Raw genomic sequence first — 16,405 nt, 5'->3', positions numbered from 1 at the left:
GGCATGCTTGTACTCAAGTTGTACAAGTCGGCGTGCGAGATGGAATTTGGTGGGTGAGTGCGGAGCGCTTACTGGTCTGGCCATGCAGCGGCGGCGGGTCAGAAGGAGGTGAGAATCCGCCCCAGCACCGCCATTGCCTGTTCACTTTGCTCATCCCAAGAATGGCCGTAGTTCAGTCGGGCGCAGTTGCCGAAGCGCCGGGTGGCCGAGAAGATCGGCCCCGGTGCCAGGCTGATACCCTGGGCCAGCGCCAGTTGGAACAGGCGTAATGCATCGACCTGTTCGGGGAATTCGAACCACAGAAAGTAGCCGCCGCTGGGTCGGGTGACCTTGGTGCTGGCTGGGAAGTGCCGTGCGGCTGAGGCCAGCATCGAAGCCTGCTGTGCTTCCAAAGCATGGCGCAGCTTGCGCAGGTGGCGGTCATAGCCGCCGTGTTGCAGGTAGTCGGCCAGAGCGGCCTGGGCCGGTACTGAGGGCGAGATGGTGGTCATCAGTTTGAGTCGGCTGATTTGCTCGGCATAGCGCCCGCCCGCCACCCAGCCGACTCGATAACCAGGCGCCAGGCACTTGGAAAACGAGCCGCAGTGCATCACCAGGCCGTCGCGGTCGAAGCTCTTGACCGGCTTAGGTGGCTGACTGCCGAAGTACAGTTCGGCATACACGTCATCTTCAATCAACGGCACTTGATGGCGTTGCAGTAGCTGATATAACGCCTCTTTCTTCGCGTCACTCATGCTCGCGCCCAGCGGGTTCTGCAGGCTGCTCATAAACCAGCAAGCCTTGATCGGCAGGCCGGTCAAGCGCTCGCTGAGCACATCCAAGTCGATCCCTTCACGCGGATTGACCGGGATTTCCACCGCCTTGAGCTTTAAGCGTTCCAGTACTTGCAGCGTGGCGTAGAACGCTGGCGCCTCGATGGCCACCAGATCTCCGGGTTGAGTCACCGTCTGTAGGCACAGATTGAGCGCTTCCATGGCGCCGCTGGTGATCACCAGTTCTTCCGGTGACAACATCACGCCGCTGACCATATAACGCAGAGCTATCTGTCGGCGCAGATTGGGGTTGCCCTCAGTCATGTCGGCGATCACCGCTTGCGGCTGCATATCGCGCACGCTTTGCGCCATGGAGCGCGCCAGACGCGGCAGGGGAAACAGTTGCGGGCTGGGGAAGGCCGAGCCGAATGGCACGGTGCCGGGATCTTTCAGTGAGGCAAGCACCGAGAACACCAGCTCACTGACATCCACCTCGGTAGTCTGCGTCGGTTGCTGGCTGGTTTCCGGCTCGGCCAAGGAATGTCGCGCCAGCTCGCGCACGAAATAGCCGGAGCGCGCGCGGGCCTGGATCAGGCCGCGGTCTTCCAGCAGGTAATAGCCTTGGAAAACCGTGGACGGGCTGACCCCATAAGTGCGGCTGGCATGGCGCACCGAGGGTACTTTTTCACCCGGAGCGAGCATGCCGCTGCGGATCAGTTCGGCAATCTGGTCGGCGAATTTCTCGTAGCGTTTCATCGTGTCCATAGGTGCGGCCTGCAGATGACCGCACTCTACGGGGAGTTGCCGTGCCATGCGACTGTCAGCGCCCGCGTGGTGAGAGAAAGATGCTCTGCGTCTGTGCCTGTTCGCTGGCATCGGTCAGGTTATGGATCGCGAAGCGCACGGGCAGGGTGCTGGACTCAGCTTGTTCGCTTTCCAGCACGACGGTCACCGGCACGTCGAGGATTTCCCCAGGGTTCAGCTGCAACTGCTGCGGTGCGTCCAGGCGCAGACCGGGGCTGTCGACCAGCGCCAGGCCATAGCGTTGCGGCTGTTGGGTCTTGTTGATCACCTTGAGCAGGTAGGTGTTCTCGATCTGCCCCAGCTGGTTTTCGCGGAACATGCTGCGGTCTTTGGCCGAGTCGATGGACAGCATCGAGCGGTCACTCAGTGCCCAAACGAAGGCGCCAATCATCAGCACCAGGGCGATGCCGTAACCGATCAATCGCGGACGCAACCAGTGGGTTTTGCCGCCTTGCAGTTGCCGCTCGGAGTGATAGCCGACCAAGCCTCTGGCGTAGCCCATTTTGTCCATGATCGAATCGCAGGCATCGATACAGGCGCCGCAGCTGATGCAGTCAATCTGTAGGCCATCACGGATATCGATACCGGTCGGGCACACCTGCACACACATCAGACAGTCAATGCAGTCACCCAGACCTTCGGCCTTGTGGTCGCTGTCCTTCTTGCGTGGGCCACGACCTTCGCCGCGCTTGGCGTCGTAGGCCACCAGTAGGGTGTCATCGTCAAACATCGCACTCTGGAAGCGCGAGTACGGGCACATATGCACGCAGACTTTTTCGCGCAGCCAGCCGGCGTTGAGGTAGGTGGCTGCCATAAAGAACAGCACCCACACCAGCGTACCGCCGTCCAGTTGTAGGTGCAGCAGGTCACTGGTGAGTTCGCGGATCGGCGTGAAGTAGCCAATAAAGGTCAGTGCAGTGAGCAGGCTGACGCTCAACCAGATTGTGTGCTTGGCACTGCGCCGAACCAGCTTGTTAAGTGACCAGGGCGCGGCATCCAGCTTGATGCGCTGATTGCGCTCGCCCTCGGTGACTTTCTCCGCCCACATAAATACCCAGGTCCACACACTCTGCGGGCAGGTATAGCCACACCACACCCGCCCGGCCACCACGGTGATGGTGAACAGGCCAAAGGCGGCAATGATCAGCAGCGCTGAGAGCAGGGTGAAATCCTGCGGCCAGAAGGTCGCGCCGAAGATGTAGTAGCGGTGCTCAGCTAAATTCCACAGCACGGCTTGGCGGCCGCCCCAGTCGAGCCAGGCGGTGCCGAAGAAGATCAGAAACAACAGACCTGCACCGTACAGGCGCAGATTGCGGAAATAACCGCTGAAACTACGGGTGTGGATCGGTCCGCCAGCTTGGGATGGTGTCAGGCGGATTGGATGGCGCGGGTCGATGGTCTCGATGATCTGCGCGGGAATACGTTCGCTCATTACGGGCCTCGTCGGGCTTTATCAGGCGAGGCGAATGATGCGAGCGCAGCTGTTTGGATAACAGACTCAGGTTTTCCAATAAAAAGCGGATCAGATGATAAATAGGCAAAGACACAAGATGGCGTTGCCGACAGCTATCTCACCGCAGAAGGTTCGCTGATCATCACGGTGCTGGAGTGCGTCAGCATCACTCAAGTGCGTGACTATTCAGTCTCCCGCCGCTGCCAACTGTTCCAAAATGCGTGTGTAGTTCTCGACCCCTTGCGCGCCGGTCACAAGATGGCGGCGGTTGAAGATCACGGCAGGGACCCCACTGATACCTTGGCTTATCCACGACTGTTCAGTCGCACGCACTTCGTTGGCGAAGCGTTGATCTGCAACAACGGCCAGCGCGTCGTCACGATTTAGCCCGATTTCTGCGGCCACATCGGCCAGTACGTTGTTATCCGAGAGATTGCGGCGATGGGTGAAGTGCGCGACGAAAAACGCCTGCTTCAAGTCGTGCATGCGGCCCTGTTGATCGGCCCAATGCAGAAGCTGATGAACGTTGAAGGTGTTGTGCATGCGCATGTCATCGGCAAAGCTGAACTCGAAGCCCAGCTCTGCGCCGGCCTGCGTTATCCGCAGACGATTCTCTTGCGACTGCTCCTTGGTCGCTCCATATTTCTCGGCGAGGTGTTCGCGCAGGTTTTGTCCTTCGGGCGGCATGTCGGGGTTTAGCTCAAACGGCTGCCAATGCAGCTCATAGTCGGTGCCGCTGGCTTGCAGGGCCTTTTCCAGCTGCCGGTAACCGACGATGCACCACGGGCAAACCACATCAGAAACGATGTCGATGTGCAGTTTTTTTGAGTTGAGAGTGGTCATGGCCGCTTCCTCAGCGTGAACTTAATGCCTCGTAGAATAGCCCGGTGGATCGCTTTTCAGCGACCGTATCTGGCGGAACATAGCCGGTGTGAATTTCCATACTGCGCCATCCTGAGACATTAACTGAGTCATCTGCTCCGTATTTTTCCGCTGAATCTGCCGCTGTTTCGGTATCAGAGCCACGGGCATAGTGCGGCCATCGACAATAGCCGAGGCCGCCGATGTACCAATACGATGAATACGACCACGCGCTGGTGCATGAACGTGTGGCGCAGTTTCGCGATCAGGTTGAGCGCCGTATCAGTGGCGAGCTGAGCGAGGAAGAGTTTCTACCACTGCGCCTGCAGAATGGTCTGTACCTGCAGAAGCATGCCTACATGCTGCGGGTGGCGATCCCCTACGGGACGTTGGCGGCACGGCAGATGCGTGCATTGGCAAATATCGCGCAGCATTACGACCGGGGTTATGGGCACTTCACTACCCGGCAGAACATCCAGTTCAACTGGATCGAGCTTGAGCAGGTGCCGGATATTCTCGAACACCTGGCCGAGGTGGAGATGCATGCGATCCAGACCTCCGGCAACTGTGTGCGCAATATCACCACTGAAGCCTTCGCCGGGGTCGCTGCCGATGAGCTGCTGGACCCGCGTCCGTTGGCGGAAATCTTGCGACAGTGGTCGACTATCAACCCAGAATTCCTCTACCTGCCGCGTAAATTCAAGATCGCCTTGTGCGCCGCCGAGCAAGACCGCGCTGCGGTGATGATGCATGACATCGGCCTGTACCTGTATCGCGATGAGGCGGGTGAGCTGTTGTTGCGGGTGATGGTCGGCGGGGGTCTGGGGCGTACGCCAATCCTCAGTCAGCAGATTCGCGAGGCGCTGCCGTGGCGGCATTTGCTGTCTTACGTCGAGGCGGTGCTGCGTGTGTATAACCGCCATGGTCGGCGTGACAACAAGTACAAGGCGCGCATCAAGATGCTGGTCAAGGCGCTGGGGATCGAGGCGTTCGCACGCGAGGTTGAGGCTGAGTGGCAGCACATCAAAGATGGCCCGGCCGAATTGACCCAGAAAGAGTATCAGCGGGTGGCCGATGCTTTCGTCGCGCCGGCCTATGAGCAATTGCCTGAGGTTGATCTGGGCTTCGGCACTGCCATGGCGCAGAACGCTGAGTTTGCCCGTTGGGTGTCGCGCAATACCCTGGCGCACAAGGTGCCGGGTTATACCGCCGTAGTGCTGTCGACCAAACCGGGCATCATCGCGCCGCCTGGTGATGTGACTGCGCAGCAGATGGATGTGCTTGCCGATTTGGCTGAGCGCTTTGGCTTTTCTGAGTTGCGCATTGCCCATGAGCAGAACGTTGTGCTGCCCGACATCCGTAAGGCGGATTTGTATGCCTTGTGGCAAGCGGCGGGAGAGGCTGGCCTAGCAACGCCAAATATCGGCTTGCTCACGGATGTGATTGCTTGCCCGGGTGGCGACTTCTGTGCGCTGGCCAACGCCAAGTCGATCCCAATCGCTCAGGCGATCCAACAGCGCTTTGACGATCTCGATTACCTGCATGACCTGGGCGATATCAGCCTGAATATCTCCGGCTGCATGAATGCCTGTGGCCATCATCACATAGGCAACATCGGCATTCTCGGCGTCGATAAGAACGGCAGTGAGTGGTACCAGGTGACCATCGGTGGCTCGCAAGGCAAGAGCAGTGCGCTGGGTAAGGTTATTGGCCCGGCGTTCAGTGCCGAGCAGATTCCCGAAGTGATCGATGGGCTGGTACGCACCTTCACCGACTATCGCGAAGCCGAGGAGCGCTTTGTCGATACCGTGCTGCGAATCGGCCTGGAGCCGTTCAAGGAACAGGTCTATCGCAAGCAGCAGGTGAGCGCATGAACAATCTGATCAGGCTGATTGATGGCGTGCCGAGCATCGTCGAGAACGACCCTTGGTGCTTATTGGCTGACAACCTTGTGCCTCGTTCGTCCGCGCCGCTGATCTTGCCGCTGAACGCTTGGCTTGAGCGGCAGGACGAGAGCGTTTTGCGGGGTGAGCGTTTCAGTCGAGAGGGCGTTTGCCTCGCGCCAGATGATGAGGTGGAGAGCCTGCAGGCTTATCTGCCGATTGTGCCGTTGATCGCCATCGACTTCCCCAGCTTTCGAGATGGGCGTGGCTACAGTCAGGCTTATTTGTTGCGTACGCGACTGGGCTGGCAGGGTGAATTACGCGCGGTAGGCGATGTGCTACGAGACCAGCTCAGCCATATGCGCCAATGCGGTTTCGATGCGTTCGCCGTGCGCGCGGATAAGTCTGTCGAAGATGCGCTTAAAGGCTTGGCGGGTATGAGTGTGTTGTACGGTCGCTCAGCGATAGAGCCGCGCCCTTTGTTTCGTCGGCGAGCTGAAGACCGCCAAGGATGATGCTCAAAGGCCTTACCTGGCTGGTCCTCCTGCAAATATTCGGCAGTCTCGTCAGTGAGCTGTTGCTACCCGTGCTGCCGGGTAGCGTGATTGGCCTACTGCTGTTGTTTGCCTATCTGCTGCTGAGCGGGCAGGTCAGTGAGCCACTGAGCCAGGCAAGCAGCGTTCTGTTGCAGTACTTGCCGTTGCTGTTTGTCGTGCCCGCTGCGGGAATCATGCTGGCCAGCGATGCACTGCTTGCTGACCTGCCGGCAATTCTCACTGCACTGTGTTTGTCGTTACTGGTCACGGTGCCATTGTGCGGCTGGATGATGCAGCGCCTGGCCATTCGTGTTGAGCAGCGGGAGGAGGGGCGCCATGAGTGAGTGGTCATGGTTGGCTGTGGGACGATTGGTGGTTGATCACCCGCTGTTCCCCGTTGGACTGACGCTGCTGGCGTTCCAGTTTGCCCTGTGGCTATACCGGCGCAGCGGTTGGTTGGTGTTGCAGCCTGTGATGGTTAGCATGTTGCTGGTGGTGGGCGCGTTGTTGGTCTGCGACATGGATTACCCCACCTATCGTCAGGGTGCCGCGCCCATTGCCTTTCTCCTCGGCCCGGTGACCATCGCCCTGGCCGTTCCCTTGTACAACAACATCAAACGCATTCGCCTGCTGGCCTGGCCGGTGCTGCTGACGGTACTGGTCGGCGGCTCGTTGACGGTTACGCTGACGCTGCTGATTGCCCATGCAATGGGGGCACAACTGCCAGTATTGGCGAGCCTGTCGGGCAAGTCGGTAACCATGCCGATTGCCATGCTGGCAGCGGAACAACTCGGCGGCCTTGCCTCATTGGCAGCAGTCTTTGTGATGTTGACCGGGGTTATTGGTACGGCATTGGGGCCTTGGTTGCTGGGCGTGTTCAAGGTGACTCACCCGGCGGCGCGTGGGTTGAGCTACGGCATCAATGCTCACGCAATTGGCACCGCACGGGCGCTGGAGGAGGGCTCCGAGTGTGGTGCCTTTGCCGCTCTAGGCATGAGTCTGCTGGGTGTAATCAGCGCCGTACTCTTGCCATTGCTGGCCGGCTGGGCGCTAGCCGGCTTGTGACATACAGACATAAGGCTTGGCGGAGCTGTGTGCAGCCCAATTGAACCGATTGTTTACTTAGACGTTATAAAGCGAAGCACAGGCGGTAATCAGCTTGAGGCTATGTTTTCCGTCTAGTGGAGATTTTTGATGGCTAGCGGGGTGGTTGCGATGGGCTGGTGGTTGTTTCCGAGCCAAAGCGGTAGGTCGCGATAGGCATGAATCGGCCGATTCTGTTGAAAAAGTCCCGTCGCGATTTTTGCTCATGAAAGAGCGTTAGCGACGTTGAAATCTGGTTCACTCAGAAGACGTAGCTGTCTTGGTTTTCAGGTAGCAACGTCGATATCGAGCGTTTTTTAGCTGCCGAAAAGCAGCGCTCTCAAAAACCGACTTTTTCAACAGAATCGGCCAAAAGTTGCGGGTCAAATTTGTCATGACGTCAGGGGCGATTCGACGTCAGGATTTGTAGTTGTGCGCCTGCCGGCCTTGCAAGGTACTTAGCAGGGCAGCGACCAAATTCAATAAAGCTCCCGCGCCAAGGGCAAGCTGGGGCGCAAAGTCGGCGGGGAACAGGTTAAAGAGCAGCGTCATGATGACTGCGCCAGCAGTTTGTCCAAGTAAACGAGCGGTACCCTGTATCCCACCAGCCGCACCACTTCGGCTTATAGGCGCCGCGAGGAACATGTTGCGGTTATTGGCCACGTTAAAGAGGCCAAAGCCTAGACCGCAGAGCATGGTCAGAGGCACAAGTATCGTGAGGTTTTCTTGCAGAGGCCAAAGCGCAGTTCCAGCTAATCCTGCCGAAAGACAAATGCCTCCTAGCGAACAAAACAAGGCAGTCGGCCATCGGTTTGAAAGACGACCCGCTAGTGGCGCTATTAGCGCGACGGTTAAAGGCCAGGGGATCATATAGAGACCTGTCATCAGCACGTCTTGTCCAAGGTTGTGCTGCAGGTAGAAGGGCAGCGCCACCAAGCCTGCGGTCTGCCCAGCAAAGCAGAGCACCGAGGCAATAACTGAAATACGGAATGTGTTTGATCCGAGCAGATCAAGCGGAATCAGTGGCGCCTCCTTCTGCCTTTCCCGCTTAACCAATAGCGTCAGTTGGATGGCAGAGATGGCCAGTAACGCTGCCGAAAGTGCTGCGTGTTCAGTGATGATTCCAGCGGCTATGACCAGTGCTGCAAAGGTTCCGGCATTTAATGCAATGCTCAACAGATCAGCTTTGCGTGCGGTGCCGCCCACAGTTGGTAGCGAGCGGGACGCTAGCATCACCCAGAGCCCGAAAGGGAGCAGCACAGCAAACAGCCATGGCCAGTCTGCCACGCTGAGAATCGCTGCCCCTATTGCGGGGCCCGTTGCTGATGACAGGGCAACCGCAAGTGCATTCCAACCGATAGCGGCTCCCAGTTGCTGGCTCGACACCACTTGACGAAGCAGTGCTATGGCGAGCGCCATGACTTCTGCGCCTCCAAACCCCTGCAGCAACCGCGCGGTAATAAGCCAAGACAACGTAGGAGCCAGTGCGCACATCAGAGTGGCGACTAGAAAGAGTGCCACGCCCCAGCGGAATACCCGGCGGTAGCCAAGGCTTTCACCTAGCGCTGCGCAGGACAGAAGAGCCATTAGGAGCGCCGCCTGGTTGGCAGTAATGATCCAGATGGACAGCGCGGGAGGCACGTGCAGTGATTGGGCGATCGTTGGCAAGGCCATGTTGGCTATTGCCGTATTGAGCACCACCAGCACCATGGCCGCCAGCACGGAGCTGATGGCAGCCCGGTGCCTCGATTGTGCGCGCACTGACAGCGCGTCCACAGCATGCTCTGATGCGGCTGCCTGTTGCGGTTGTTTGCTGAGGTGGCCGGCTTTGGGAGCTGAACCAATCTTCATGACTTAAACCACTCGGGAGCGCATTGGCTGACTGGGACCCAATCACCATCCTGCTCGATATAGCGAGTCAGCTTGCGGGCCTCTTTGTCTTCCTTCTTCAAATCTCGCTCGGTGAAGCGAAAGAGCAAAGCCGGCCCGGAAATGCAGTGTGTATCGTGAATATCACCCGGCAGGTAGACCTGCGTTTGACCAGCGCTAACCGTTGTACAGCCGCGCTTTACCAGTTTCACCTGCCCATCCGCAGCCAGGACCTTGGCATAGGTGCACATCTCTATTTCACCGTGCTGCACCGCGTAAATGACCCAGCCGCGACCGTGATCATGAGGTGGTCGGTAGAGGCCTTCAGGCTCGGTGTGTGCCAGTAGTACAAATCCGTTTACCTGATCTCGGTACATCTCCTGTTGAGGCAGTGCATCCTGGCTTAGGTCAGCCTGCCACTGTTCAGTCAAAGGCGTCTTCAGGAGTTCATCCAATTGCAGCTGGCAGCCTGCGACCACTTCAGAACTGAGCGGGCCCCAAATCGATTGGACACGCTCAACAAATGTGCTCAACGCGTTCATACATCATCTCCTCATCCACTTCGGTACGAATGTGCCGATGGAGAGAACTGTATGCAGCGTACAGACATGGCGGAAGACGCACTGTTTGCACTTTATTGTTGCGTCTAACGCCATGTATTAAGCGAGTTGGGCTAACATCGGACTATGTCGAATCCAGACCTTAATCTGCTCATCACCCTCGACGCAGTGCTCGCCGAGGGGAGTGTTGTGCGTGCAGCCAAACGCCTGCGGCTCAGTCCCTCGGCGATGAGCCGAGCACTTGCACGGCTCAGAGAAAGCACGGGAGATCCGCTTTTAGTAAGGGCCGGGCGCGGGCTTGTGCCTACTCCCAGGGCGATCGAGCTTCGTGATCGCGTCAGTCAACTTGTGCGGGATGCGCAGGAAGTTTTGCGCCCAGCCGAGCTTCTTGAGCTGAAAGAACTCGACCGGACTTTCGCGATCAGAACCAGTGAGGGCTTTGCGGAGAACTTTGGCCCGGCTCTTATCGCACGTGTTGCGGAGCAGGCTCCTGGTGTACGGCTGTTCTTTATGCAGAAGCCGGACAAAGACAGTAAGCCTCTGCGCGATGGAGTCGTCGATCTTGAAACCGGTGTTATAGATCTGACTTCTGCCCCCGAGCTGAGAGGCCAGTCTTTGTTCAGGGATAATTACGTTGGCGTTGTACGCGCCGGACATCCACTGAGCCGCGGCGCAATTACGCCGGAACAGTATGCAGCAGGCATGCATATCTCCGTGTCGCGGGAAGGGGTAGACAAAGGCCCCATAGATGAATCGCTGCAGCCACTTGGATTAGTGCGGAAGATAGTCACCATCGTCGGTGGCTTTTCAATCGCTCTGGGGCTGGCCCGGGGATCAGACCTGATCGCCAGTGTTCCCGAGCGCCATACCGCGAGTTTGCGCGAGGGCATGCATAGTTTCCCGCTTCCTTTCCGTACTGCGGAGTTCAGTGTTTCATTGCTTTGGCATCCACGGTTCAGTGCTGATCCGGCTCATCGGTGGCTTCGAAGTCTGGTTCTTGGTGTTTGTGGAAAGACTCAATAGCGATTTGCTTCTGTGTATATATCGGCGGGCTATGACCGTTTTTGGCGTTTTCTGCAGCTTCCCACTAGCAGTTAGGGCCGATGACTACCGGTCTTGTCATCCGGGCCCGACCGGAGGCATCCACCATCGAGTGGCTAAGAAGCCTGGTACAACTCCAGCTAAGAACATCTACTGAAATTTTTAGTTCATGTGTTGCGTCAACCGGTTGCGCTTACAACCCAAAGGGTATACTCGGAAAACATGGACTGAATGTATGGCGTTGAATCTATGACCACTGAACGCTCCGCAGCCAACACAACAAAAGCTTTGCGACTTGAACAGATCAGGGTCGAACTTAATCAACGCTGGATTGAGCAGGAACTCGAACGCGTTAATGAGGTTTTCTTCTCTGCGCTCAAAGACGCCGTCGAGCACTGTGAGCAACTGCGCAGTGAACTTGTGAGCCAGCAACTGCTGGAGCAGGAAACCAAAGCCAATCTAACCATTGCTGACAAGTTACGTTTTAAGCTCGGTATTCCTTTTTCGTCTGCAAGTATGTCGGCAGCAGCACAACAACTATCGACAATTAGTGAGCGCATTGAGCAGCTGCAAAATGAAATTCTGCTGAACAGCCCAGGCGCTATAGCCACCTCACCTGACACCAGTTCAAAGTTGCTCACAGCAATAGCGCAAAACGATAGAGCATTACGCCTAGCCAAAGCCAGCAACAACAGCACGCGATCCGCCTGGGTCGAGGAACAACTGCAAAACCAGCTAATTGATGAGCGTGTCCAGTTAGATGCCCGACGTAAACAGGTCACTCAAACCAAAGCCGACCGCAAGGCATTGCGTTCTAACGTTGAGCTGATAGTTACAGTCGAAGGCCAGCGCGGCATGTTGACGGGCGTGACTAAAGACATCTCCGACACGGGCGTATTTGTTGAGTTAAAAGATGCCGATAAAACGTTCACTGAAGGTGAATTGCTTACCGTGCAGGTCAAAGACCTACCTGCAGAATCGACGGCTGTTCGTGGCGTGGCGGTGCGCGTTAGCAGCAATGGCTTGGGTGTGCGCTTGATCTCTACTAAAAACACCCTGCGCATGCAGATTGAAAACCAGGATCACTCACAGTAAGCAATCATCGGCCTGTGGATCGCCCAGAACGAGAATTCCACGTTCTGATTGCAGCGGATGACTGAAATGGCCGTTTTCAGTCATTCACAACTGGCTGAAAACTACCTCTCAGAAGCTGCCCATAGAATTTACTTTTCTGCGCCTGAGAAATTGAGTTCGTCAGTTGATCTGAGATTCTGCAGCGCAACGGCTAGCTCTGCTTAAAGTCCTCAGGGCGACTGGTAATGCGAGCAGGCAACTGCCCTACGTTAGCGTTATCCTGATACCCCCTTTGCCGCACTGAAGCCCATCCATGCTGGTTATTTCCAACAGCGTTCATCTGCCTGACGATGAAGTCGAACTGACCGCCATCCGTGCTCAGGGCGCGGGCGGGCAAAACGTCAACAAAGTCTCCAGCGCGATTCATCTGCGCTTCGACATCCAGGCTTCCAGCTTGCCGCCGTTCTACAAGGAGCGGCTGCTGGCATTGCGCGACAGCCGCATCACCGCTGAGGGCGTGGTGGTTATCAAAGCTCAGCAGTACCGTACCCAGGAGCAGAACCGTAGCGACGCGCTGGAGCGTTTGGCCGAGCTGATTCGCGGCGCCGCTAAAACCGAGAAAGCCCGGCGCCCGACCAAGCCAACCCTGGGCTCGAAAAAACGCCGCCTGGAAGGCAAGAGCATCCGCGGTACGATCAAGGCAGGGCGCGGCAAGGTCGACTTCTAGACTTCTAGTGAGTCAGTGGCCGGCGAAGAGTGTGGCGCAACCTGGTTTGGCGGGGCTTTGATGTTGCTGCTTGCCGCAGGAGTGGTGGGCAGTGGTTGCCGTTTACGGCCCGTTTTGGTCACAGCTGAATAGCGGTACTTGCCATCGGGTATTGCCAATCTGCTTTGTGTTATTCGAACCCTAGCGCTAAATATTTTTCCCTCGCCTGTCGATTTGCCATTTTGCCGTTCGACTACCGTATAGAACCCAGCCTTGGGTTTGCGGTCTGCCATTACAGGGCTAAGAAAACTCCGTAACGGTGGGCTGATCAACGGATCACGCGAGGACAGCGGTATGCGTTTTATGGTGATAGTCAAAGCCACTGCAGATTCCGAAGCCGGCTTTATGCCGAGTGAGGAGCTACTTACGGCGATGGGACGTTACAACGAAGAGCTGGTTGAAGCGGGCGTGATGCTCGCCGGTGAGGGCCTGCAGCCAAGCAGCAAAGGCGCGCGAGTGCGGTTCTCCGGCAACCAACGCAGCGTCACGGACGGCCCGTTTATCGAAACCAAGGAGCTGATTGCTGGCTTCTGGATCTTCCAGGTGGCTTCTCTGCAAGAGTGCATCGACTGGGTCAAGCGTTGCCCTAACCCCATGCCAGGCGATAGCGAGATCGAGATCCGGCAGATTTTCGAGGCTGAGGATTTCGGTGACGAGTTCACCCCTGAGTTGCGCGAGCAGGAAGAGCACCTGCGCACGCGGCTTGAGTCGTAAAACCCCAAACCAGTACTAAGGAGAGTGCAGATGAAAATCCATACCTATTTGAACTTCGATGGCCAGTGCGAGGCGGCCTTTAACTACTACGCCGAGTGCCTTGGCGGCAGTCTGGAGCTGATGCGCATGGGCGAAAGCCCGGAAGCTGGCAATGTACCGGAGCAGTTTCACGATCGCGTGATGCACGTTTGCCTGACGGTGGGTGATCAGATACTGATGGCGTCCGATACCTTCCCTGGTATGCCGTACGAGGGCATCAAGGGCTGTTCGGTTTCTCTGCAAGTGGAGAACGTGCCGGAGGCCGAGCGCCTGTATAAGGCACTGTCCGCGGGCGGTTCGGTGCAGATGGAGTTGCAGGCGACTTTTTGGGCCACACGCTTTGCCATGTTCACCGACCGCTTCGGCGTGGGCTGGATGATCAATTGCGATATTGATGCGCAGATTGGCTAGCAGATCGCTTTGGTCTGGCGGGTTACGTGGCGCAGAGACACTTGGCAGTTGTAACTGCCGAATGTTTGCGCCACGCAACCCACCAAGCGGTCATTGGCCTGGGCTATCTGGTGGGTTACGTCTCAACCGACTATGCATCAGTCAATAGCGCGGCCATGCGCCAAACTCACCGTATTACCCCGCTTTAGACATCGCCTAGCCGACCAGCCCCAGAACGCGGTCGAGCTGATCCTGCGGGTCGCTGACAGCGGCGAGGAACTCATCGCCCCAGCGGCGGATATCGTTGTAGCTGACGATATCGAACAGTTCACGCAGTCGGTCCTGAGCTTCAACTTTTGGCATGTTCAGCGCGACATAACAGGTTTGCACCATGTCCACCGGATCATGCGGGTTGGTCAGCAGCGCGCCCTTGAGCTCGGCAGCAGCGCCAGCAAACTCGGACAATACCAGCACGCCACGCCCACCGAGCAAGCCTTGAGCTGCGACGAATTCTTTGGCCACCAAGTTGAGGCCGTCGCGCAGTGGAGTAATCCACATCACGTCGGCCATGGCGTACCAGGCGCTGACCTCTTCGAAGGGCAGGCTGCGGAAGAAGAACTGCAATGGCGTCCAGCCGATGCGGGCGAAGCGGCCGTTAATCCTTCCCACCGCTTGTTCGATCTGCCCTTGCAGCTCGTCATAGATGGTCATTTCCTTGGCGGCGGGTACGCAGACCGTGACCAGGGTGACCTTGCCTAGCAGTTCCGGGTTTTCTTCTAGAAGGCGCTCGTAGGCGTTGAGTTTTTCCAGAATGCCCTTGGTGTAGTCGAGGCGCTCCACGGAGAGGATCAGTTTGACCCCGCTCAATTCCGCACGCAGGCGCTCCATCATTTCCTTGATTTTCGTTGATTCCAGGGCACTGCTGACACGCTTGATATCCAGGCCTACCGGGTGAGCGCCGAGCTTGACCACGCGAGTACCGGTGTCCACGGCCGTGGTCATGCGTTCCAAGCCCACGGCGCAACCATAGGTGATAAAGCGTGGCGCGCAGTTCTGTCGGCTGACGGTTTGCAATGGCATCACACCGCGAGCGGCATCGACAAAATTCTCCACCTGGCGCGGGATATGGAAGCCGATGTAATCGCATTGCAGCAGGCTGCCGATGATCTGCTTACGCCAAGGCAGCACGTTGAACACATCTGCCGACGGGAAGTAGGTGTGGTGGAAGAAGGCGATACGCAGATCTGGACGCAGCTCGCGCAGGTAGCCGGGAACCATCCACAGGTTGTAGTCGTGTAGCCACACCGTGGCGCCCTCGGCGGCCTCCAGAGCAGTGCGTTCGGCAAAGGCGCGGTTGACCTTGAGGAACACCTGCCAGTCGTCCTCACGAAACTGCGCGCGCTCCCAGAAGGTGTGCAGGGTCGGCCAGAAGGCTTCCTTGGAGAAGCGCTTGTAGAAGATGTTGACTTCTTCGTTGCTCAACGCAACCCTTGCGGCGGTCAGCTTCGGGTAGCGTTCGGCATCCACCGTGGTGTGGCTGTCGAAGATTTCGCCGCTGGCTTCATCATGTTCGGCCCAGGCCACCCAGGAGCCCGCGCGGCCATCGCCGAAGAAGCTCAGCAGGGTCGGAATAATGCCATTGGGTGATGTCGGACGGCGGCGTTGCAACTTGCCATCGGCACCACGGAACTCTTCATAGGGCAGGCGGTGATAAACCATTACCAAGTCGGCTTTGCCCGGATCGGCGACTTGCTTGCCTTCGGCGGCGATGCCCTGTTTACCGAGAAAGCCAAAGTGCACAAAGGCCTCAAGAATGCCGCCACAACCGGCGCGCTCGGCATGAAATACCCGTGAATACTGGCGGGTGGCTTGCAGCAGGCCGTCTTCAGAGGCGCCCACGCACACACCCTTGAACTGGCCGCTGAGCATGGACAGATCGTTAAGCGTGTCGCCAGCAGTGAGTACCTGATCGTTGTCCAGCTCCAGCCAGTCGACCAGCGCCTGTAGGCTGCTGCCCTTGTTGACGCCTTTGGGCAGGAAGTCCAAATAGCGATCGGCGGAGTAGAGCAGGTCGCAACCGAGACTTTCGGCTATTTCCAGAAGCTGCGGGTTGGCCGCCTGCTCGGGGCTGCAGAAGTAGGAGCAACGGCGCACCTGCGGTACGTCCTGGCGTTCCAGTGCAAAGCGTTCGATGGCGCTGGCAACCTGGCTGTCGCCGGGCCAGAGGGCATCGACTGCGCTTTGCAGGGGCTGGATGGGTTGCAGGGTTTCGCCGTGTACCAGGCTGGCGCCGACATCGGAGATGATGAAATCTGGTTGCGGCAAGGTCGGATCGGCCAGCAGTGGCAATACCGACTCCAGGCTACGTCCAGTGACATAGGCCAGGCGGATTTCCGGGTGTGCGGCGATAGTCTGGTAAAGGCTCAAGCGATCTTTGGGATCGCCGCCGAGAAAGGTTCCATCGAGATCGGTGGCAAGTAACATGCGCTGTCTTCCTGTCCAGTTAAGTGGGTGCAGTGACGCGCCGACAAAGGCCGACGAGCTGTGTGGCGAATGCGCAATACTGCGTTCGCCTCTTCT

At 57.7% G+C, this 16,405-nt stretch carries 15 protein-coding genes; 9 read left to right on the top strand and 6 right to left on the bottom strand.

The window, feature by feature from the left end; all coding sequences use genetic code 11:
* Window positions 1-98: 98 nt before the first annotated feature.
* The 3 genes from mapR to ACIGEK_RS11560 all read right to left on the bottom strand — a co-directional run bounded on the left by mapR (window position 99) and on the right by ACIGEK_RS11560 (window position 3,852).
* Window positions 99-1,508: a GntR family transcriptional regulator MpaR gene (gene mapR, locus ACIGEK_RS11570; protein ID WP_397494001.1), complete on the bottom strand. Its 1,410-nt coding sequence runs from the start codon at window positions 1,506-1,508 to the stop codon at window positions 99-101.
* A 64-nt stretch (window positions 1,509-1,572) separates the two neighbouring features.
* Window positions 1,573-2,988 (bottom strand): cytochrome c oxidase accessory protein CcoG, encoded by a 1,416-nt coding sequence (ccoG, locus tag ACIGEK_RS11565; protein ID WP_397493461.1) that lies wholly within the window; start codon window positions 2,986-2,988, stop codon window positions 1,573-1,575.
* A 207-nt stretch (window positions 2,989-3,195) separates the two neighbouring features.
* A complete protein-coding gene (locus tag ACIGEK_RS11560) occupies window positions 3,196-3,852 on the bottom strand; it encodes a DsbA family oxidoreductase (RefSeq protein ID WP_397493460.1) in 657 nt (218 codons plus the stop codon).
* 221 nt (window positions 3,853-4,073) lie between these two features.
* On the opposite strand from ACIGEK_RS11560, the gene ACIGEK_RS11555 reads away from it, so the two are divergent.
* Genes ACIGEK_RS11555 through ACIGEK_RS11540 form a run of 4 tightly spaced genes read left to right on the top strand, consistent with a single transcriptional unit; the run spans window position 4,074 to window position 7,354 of the window.
* The gene (locus ACIGEK_RS11555) at window positions 4,074-5,744 is read left to right on the top strand and encodes a nitrite/sulfite reductase (RefSeq protein WP_397493459.1); all 1,671 of its coding nucleotides are present in this window, start codon (window positions 4,074-4,076) and stop codon (window positions 5,742-5,744) included.
* Window positions 5,741-6,268, top strand: coding sequence for a DUF934 domain-containing protein (locus ACIGEK_RS11550; protein WP_397493458.1), 528 nt, complete (start codon window positions 5,741-5,743; stop codon window positions 6,266-6,268). The genes ACIGEK_RS11555 and ACIGEK_RS11550 overlap by 4 nt, the downstream gene beginning before the upstream one ends.
* Window positions 6,265-6,633 carry a CidA/LrgA family protein gene (locus ACIGEK_RS11545; protein ID WP_397493457.1) on the top strand — a complete coding sequence of 123 codons (369 nt, stop codon included), beginning with the start codon at window positions 6,265-6,267 and terminating at the stop codon, window positions 6,631-6,633. The genes ACIGEK_RS11550 and ACIGEK_RS11545 overlap by 4 nt, the downstream gene beginning before the upstream one ends.
* On the top strand, window positions 6,626-7,354 hold the full coding sequence (locus ACIGEK_RS11540; RefSeq protein WP_397493456.1) for an LrgB family protein: 729 nt from the start codon (window positions 6,626-6,628) through the stop codon (window positions 7,352-7,354). Before ACIGEK_RS11545 ends, ACIGEK_RS11540 begins: the two co-directional genes overlap by 8 nt.
* Before the next feature lie 435 nt (window positions 7,355-7,789).
* Here ACIGEK_RS11540 and ACIGEK_RS11535 read toward each other — a convergent pair whose 3' ends face one another.
* Both ACIGEK_RS11535 and ACIGEK_RS11530 read right to left on the bottom strand, forming a co-directional pair.
* Window positions 7,790-9,223 (bottom strand): MFS transporter, encoded by a 1,434-nt coding sequence (locus tag ACIGEK_RS11535; protein WP_397493455.1) that lies wholly within the window; start codon window positions 9,221-9,223, stop codon window positions 7,790-7,792.
* A complete protein-coding gene (locus ACIGEK_RS11530; protein WP_397493454.1) occupies window positions 9,220-9,783 on the bottom strand; it encodes a hypothetical protein in 564 nt (187 codons plus the stop codon). Before ACIGEK_RS11530 ends, ACIGEK_RS11535 begins: the two co-directional genes overlap by 4 nt.
* A gap of 144 nt (window positions 9,784-9,927) precedes the next feature.
* Here ACIGEK_RS11530 and ACIGEK_RS11525 point away from each other — a divergent pair, with 144 nt between their 5' ends.
* From ACIGEK_RS11525 to ACIGEK_RS11505, 5 genes are all read left to right on the top strand, one after another.
* Window positions 9,928-10,824 (top strand): LysR family transcriptional regulator, encoded by an 897-nt coding sequence (locus tag ACIGEK_RS11525; protein ID WP_397493453.1) that lies wholly within the window; start codon window positions 9,928-9,930, stop codon window positions 10,822-10,824.
* 267 nt (window positions 10,825-11,091) lie between these two features.
* On the top strand, window positions 11,092-11,937 hold the full coding sequence (locus ACIGEK_RS11520) for a PilZ domain-containing protein (protein WP_397493452.1): 846 nt from the start codon (window positions 11,092-11,094) through the stop codon (window positions 11,935-11,937).
* A 292-nt stretch (window positions 11,938-12,229) separates the two neighbouring features.
* On the top strand, window positions 12,230-12,643 hold the full coding sequence (arfB, locus tag ACIGEK_RS11515; RefSeq protein WP_397493451.1) for an alternative ribosome rescue aminoacyl-tRNA hydrolase ArfB: 414 nt from the start codon (window positions 12,230-12,232) through the stop codon (window positions 12,641-12,643).
* A gap of 333 nt (window positions 12,644-12,976) precedes the next feature.
* A complete protein-coding gene (locus ACIGEK_RS11510) occupies window positions 12,977-13,396 on the top strand; it encodes a YciI family protein (RefSeq protein ID WP_397493450.1) in 420 nt (139 codons plus the stop codon).
* A gap of 30 nt (window positions 13,397-13,426) precedes the next feature.
* Window positions 13,427-13,846, top strand: a complete 420-nt coding sequence (locus tag ACIGEK_RS11505; RefSeq protein ID WP_397493449.1) for a VOC family protein — start codon at window positions 13,427-13,429, stop codon at window positions 13,844-13,846.
* 195 nt (window positions 13,847-14,041) lie between these two features.
* On the opposite strand, the gene ggpS is transcribed toward ACIGEK_RS11505, so the two are convergent.
* Window positions 14,042-16,309, bottom strand: a complete 2,268-nt coding sequence (ggpS, locus tag ACIGEK_RS11500) for a glucosylglycerol-phosphate synthase (RefSeq protein WP_397493448.1) — start codon at window positions 16,307-16,309, stop codon at window positions 14,042-14,044.
* Window positions 16,310-16,405 lie beyond the last annotated feature (96 nt).

It is taken from the genome of Pseudomonas sp. NPDC079086 (assembly GCF_044542155.1).
Classification (GTDB): Bacteria; Pseudomonadota; Gammaproteobacteria; order Pseudomonadales; family Pseudomonadaceae; genus Aquipseudomonas.
The sequence above is the reverse complement of the archived record's forward strand: the minus strand, read 5'-3'. Positions and strand labels throughout refer to the sequence as shown.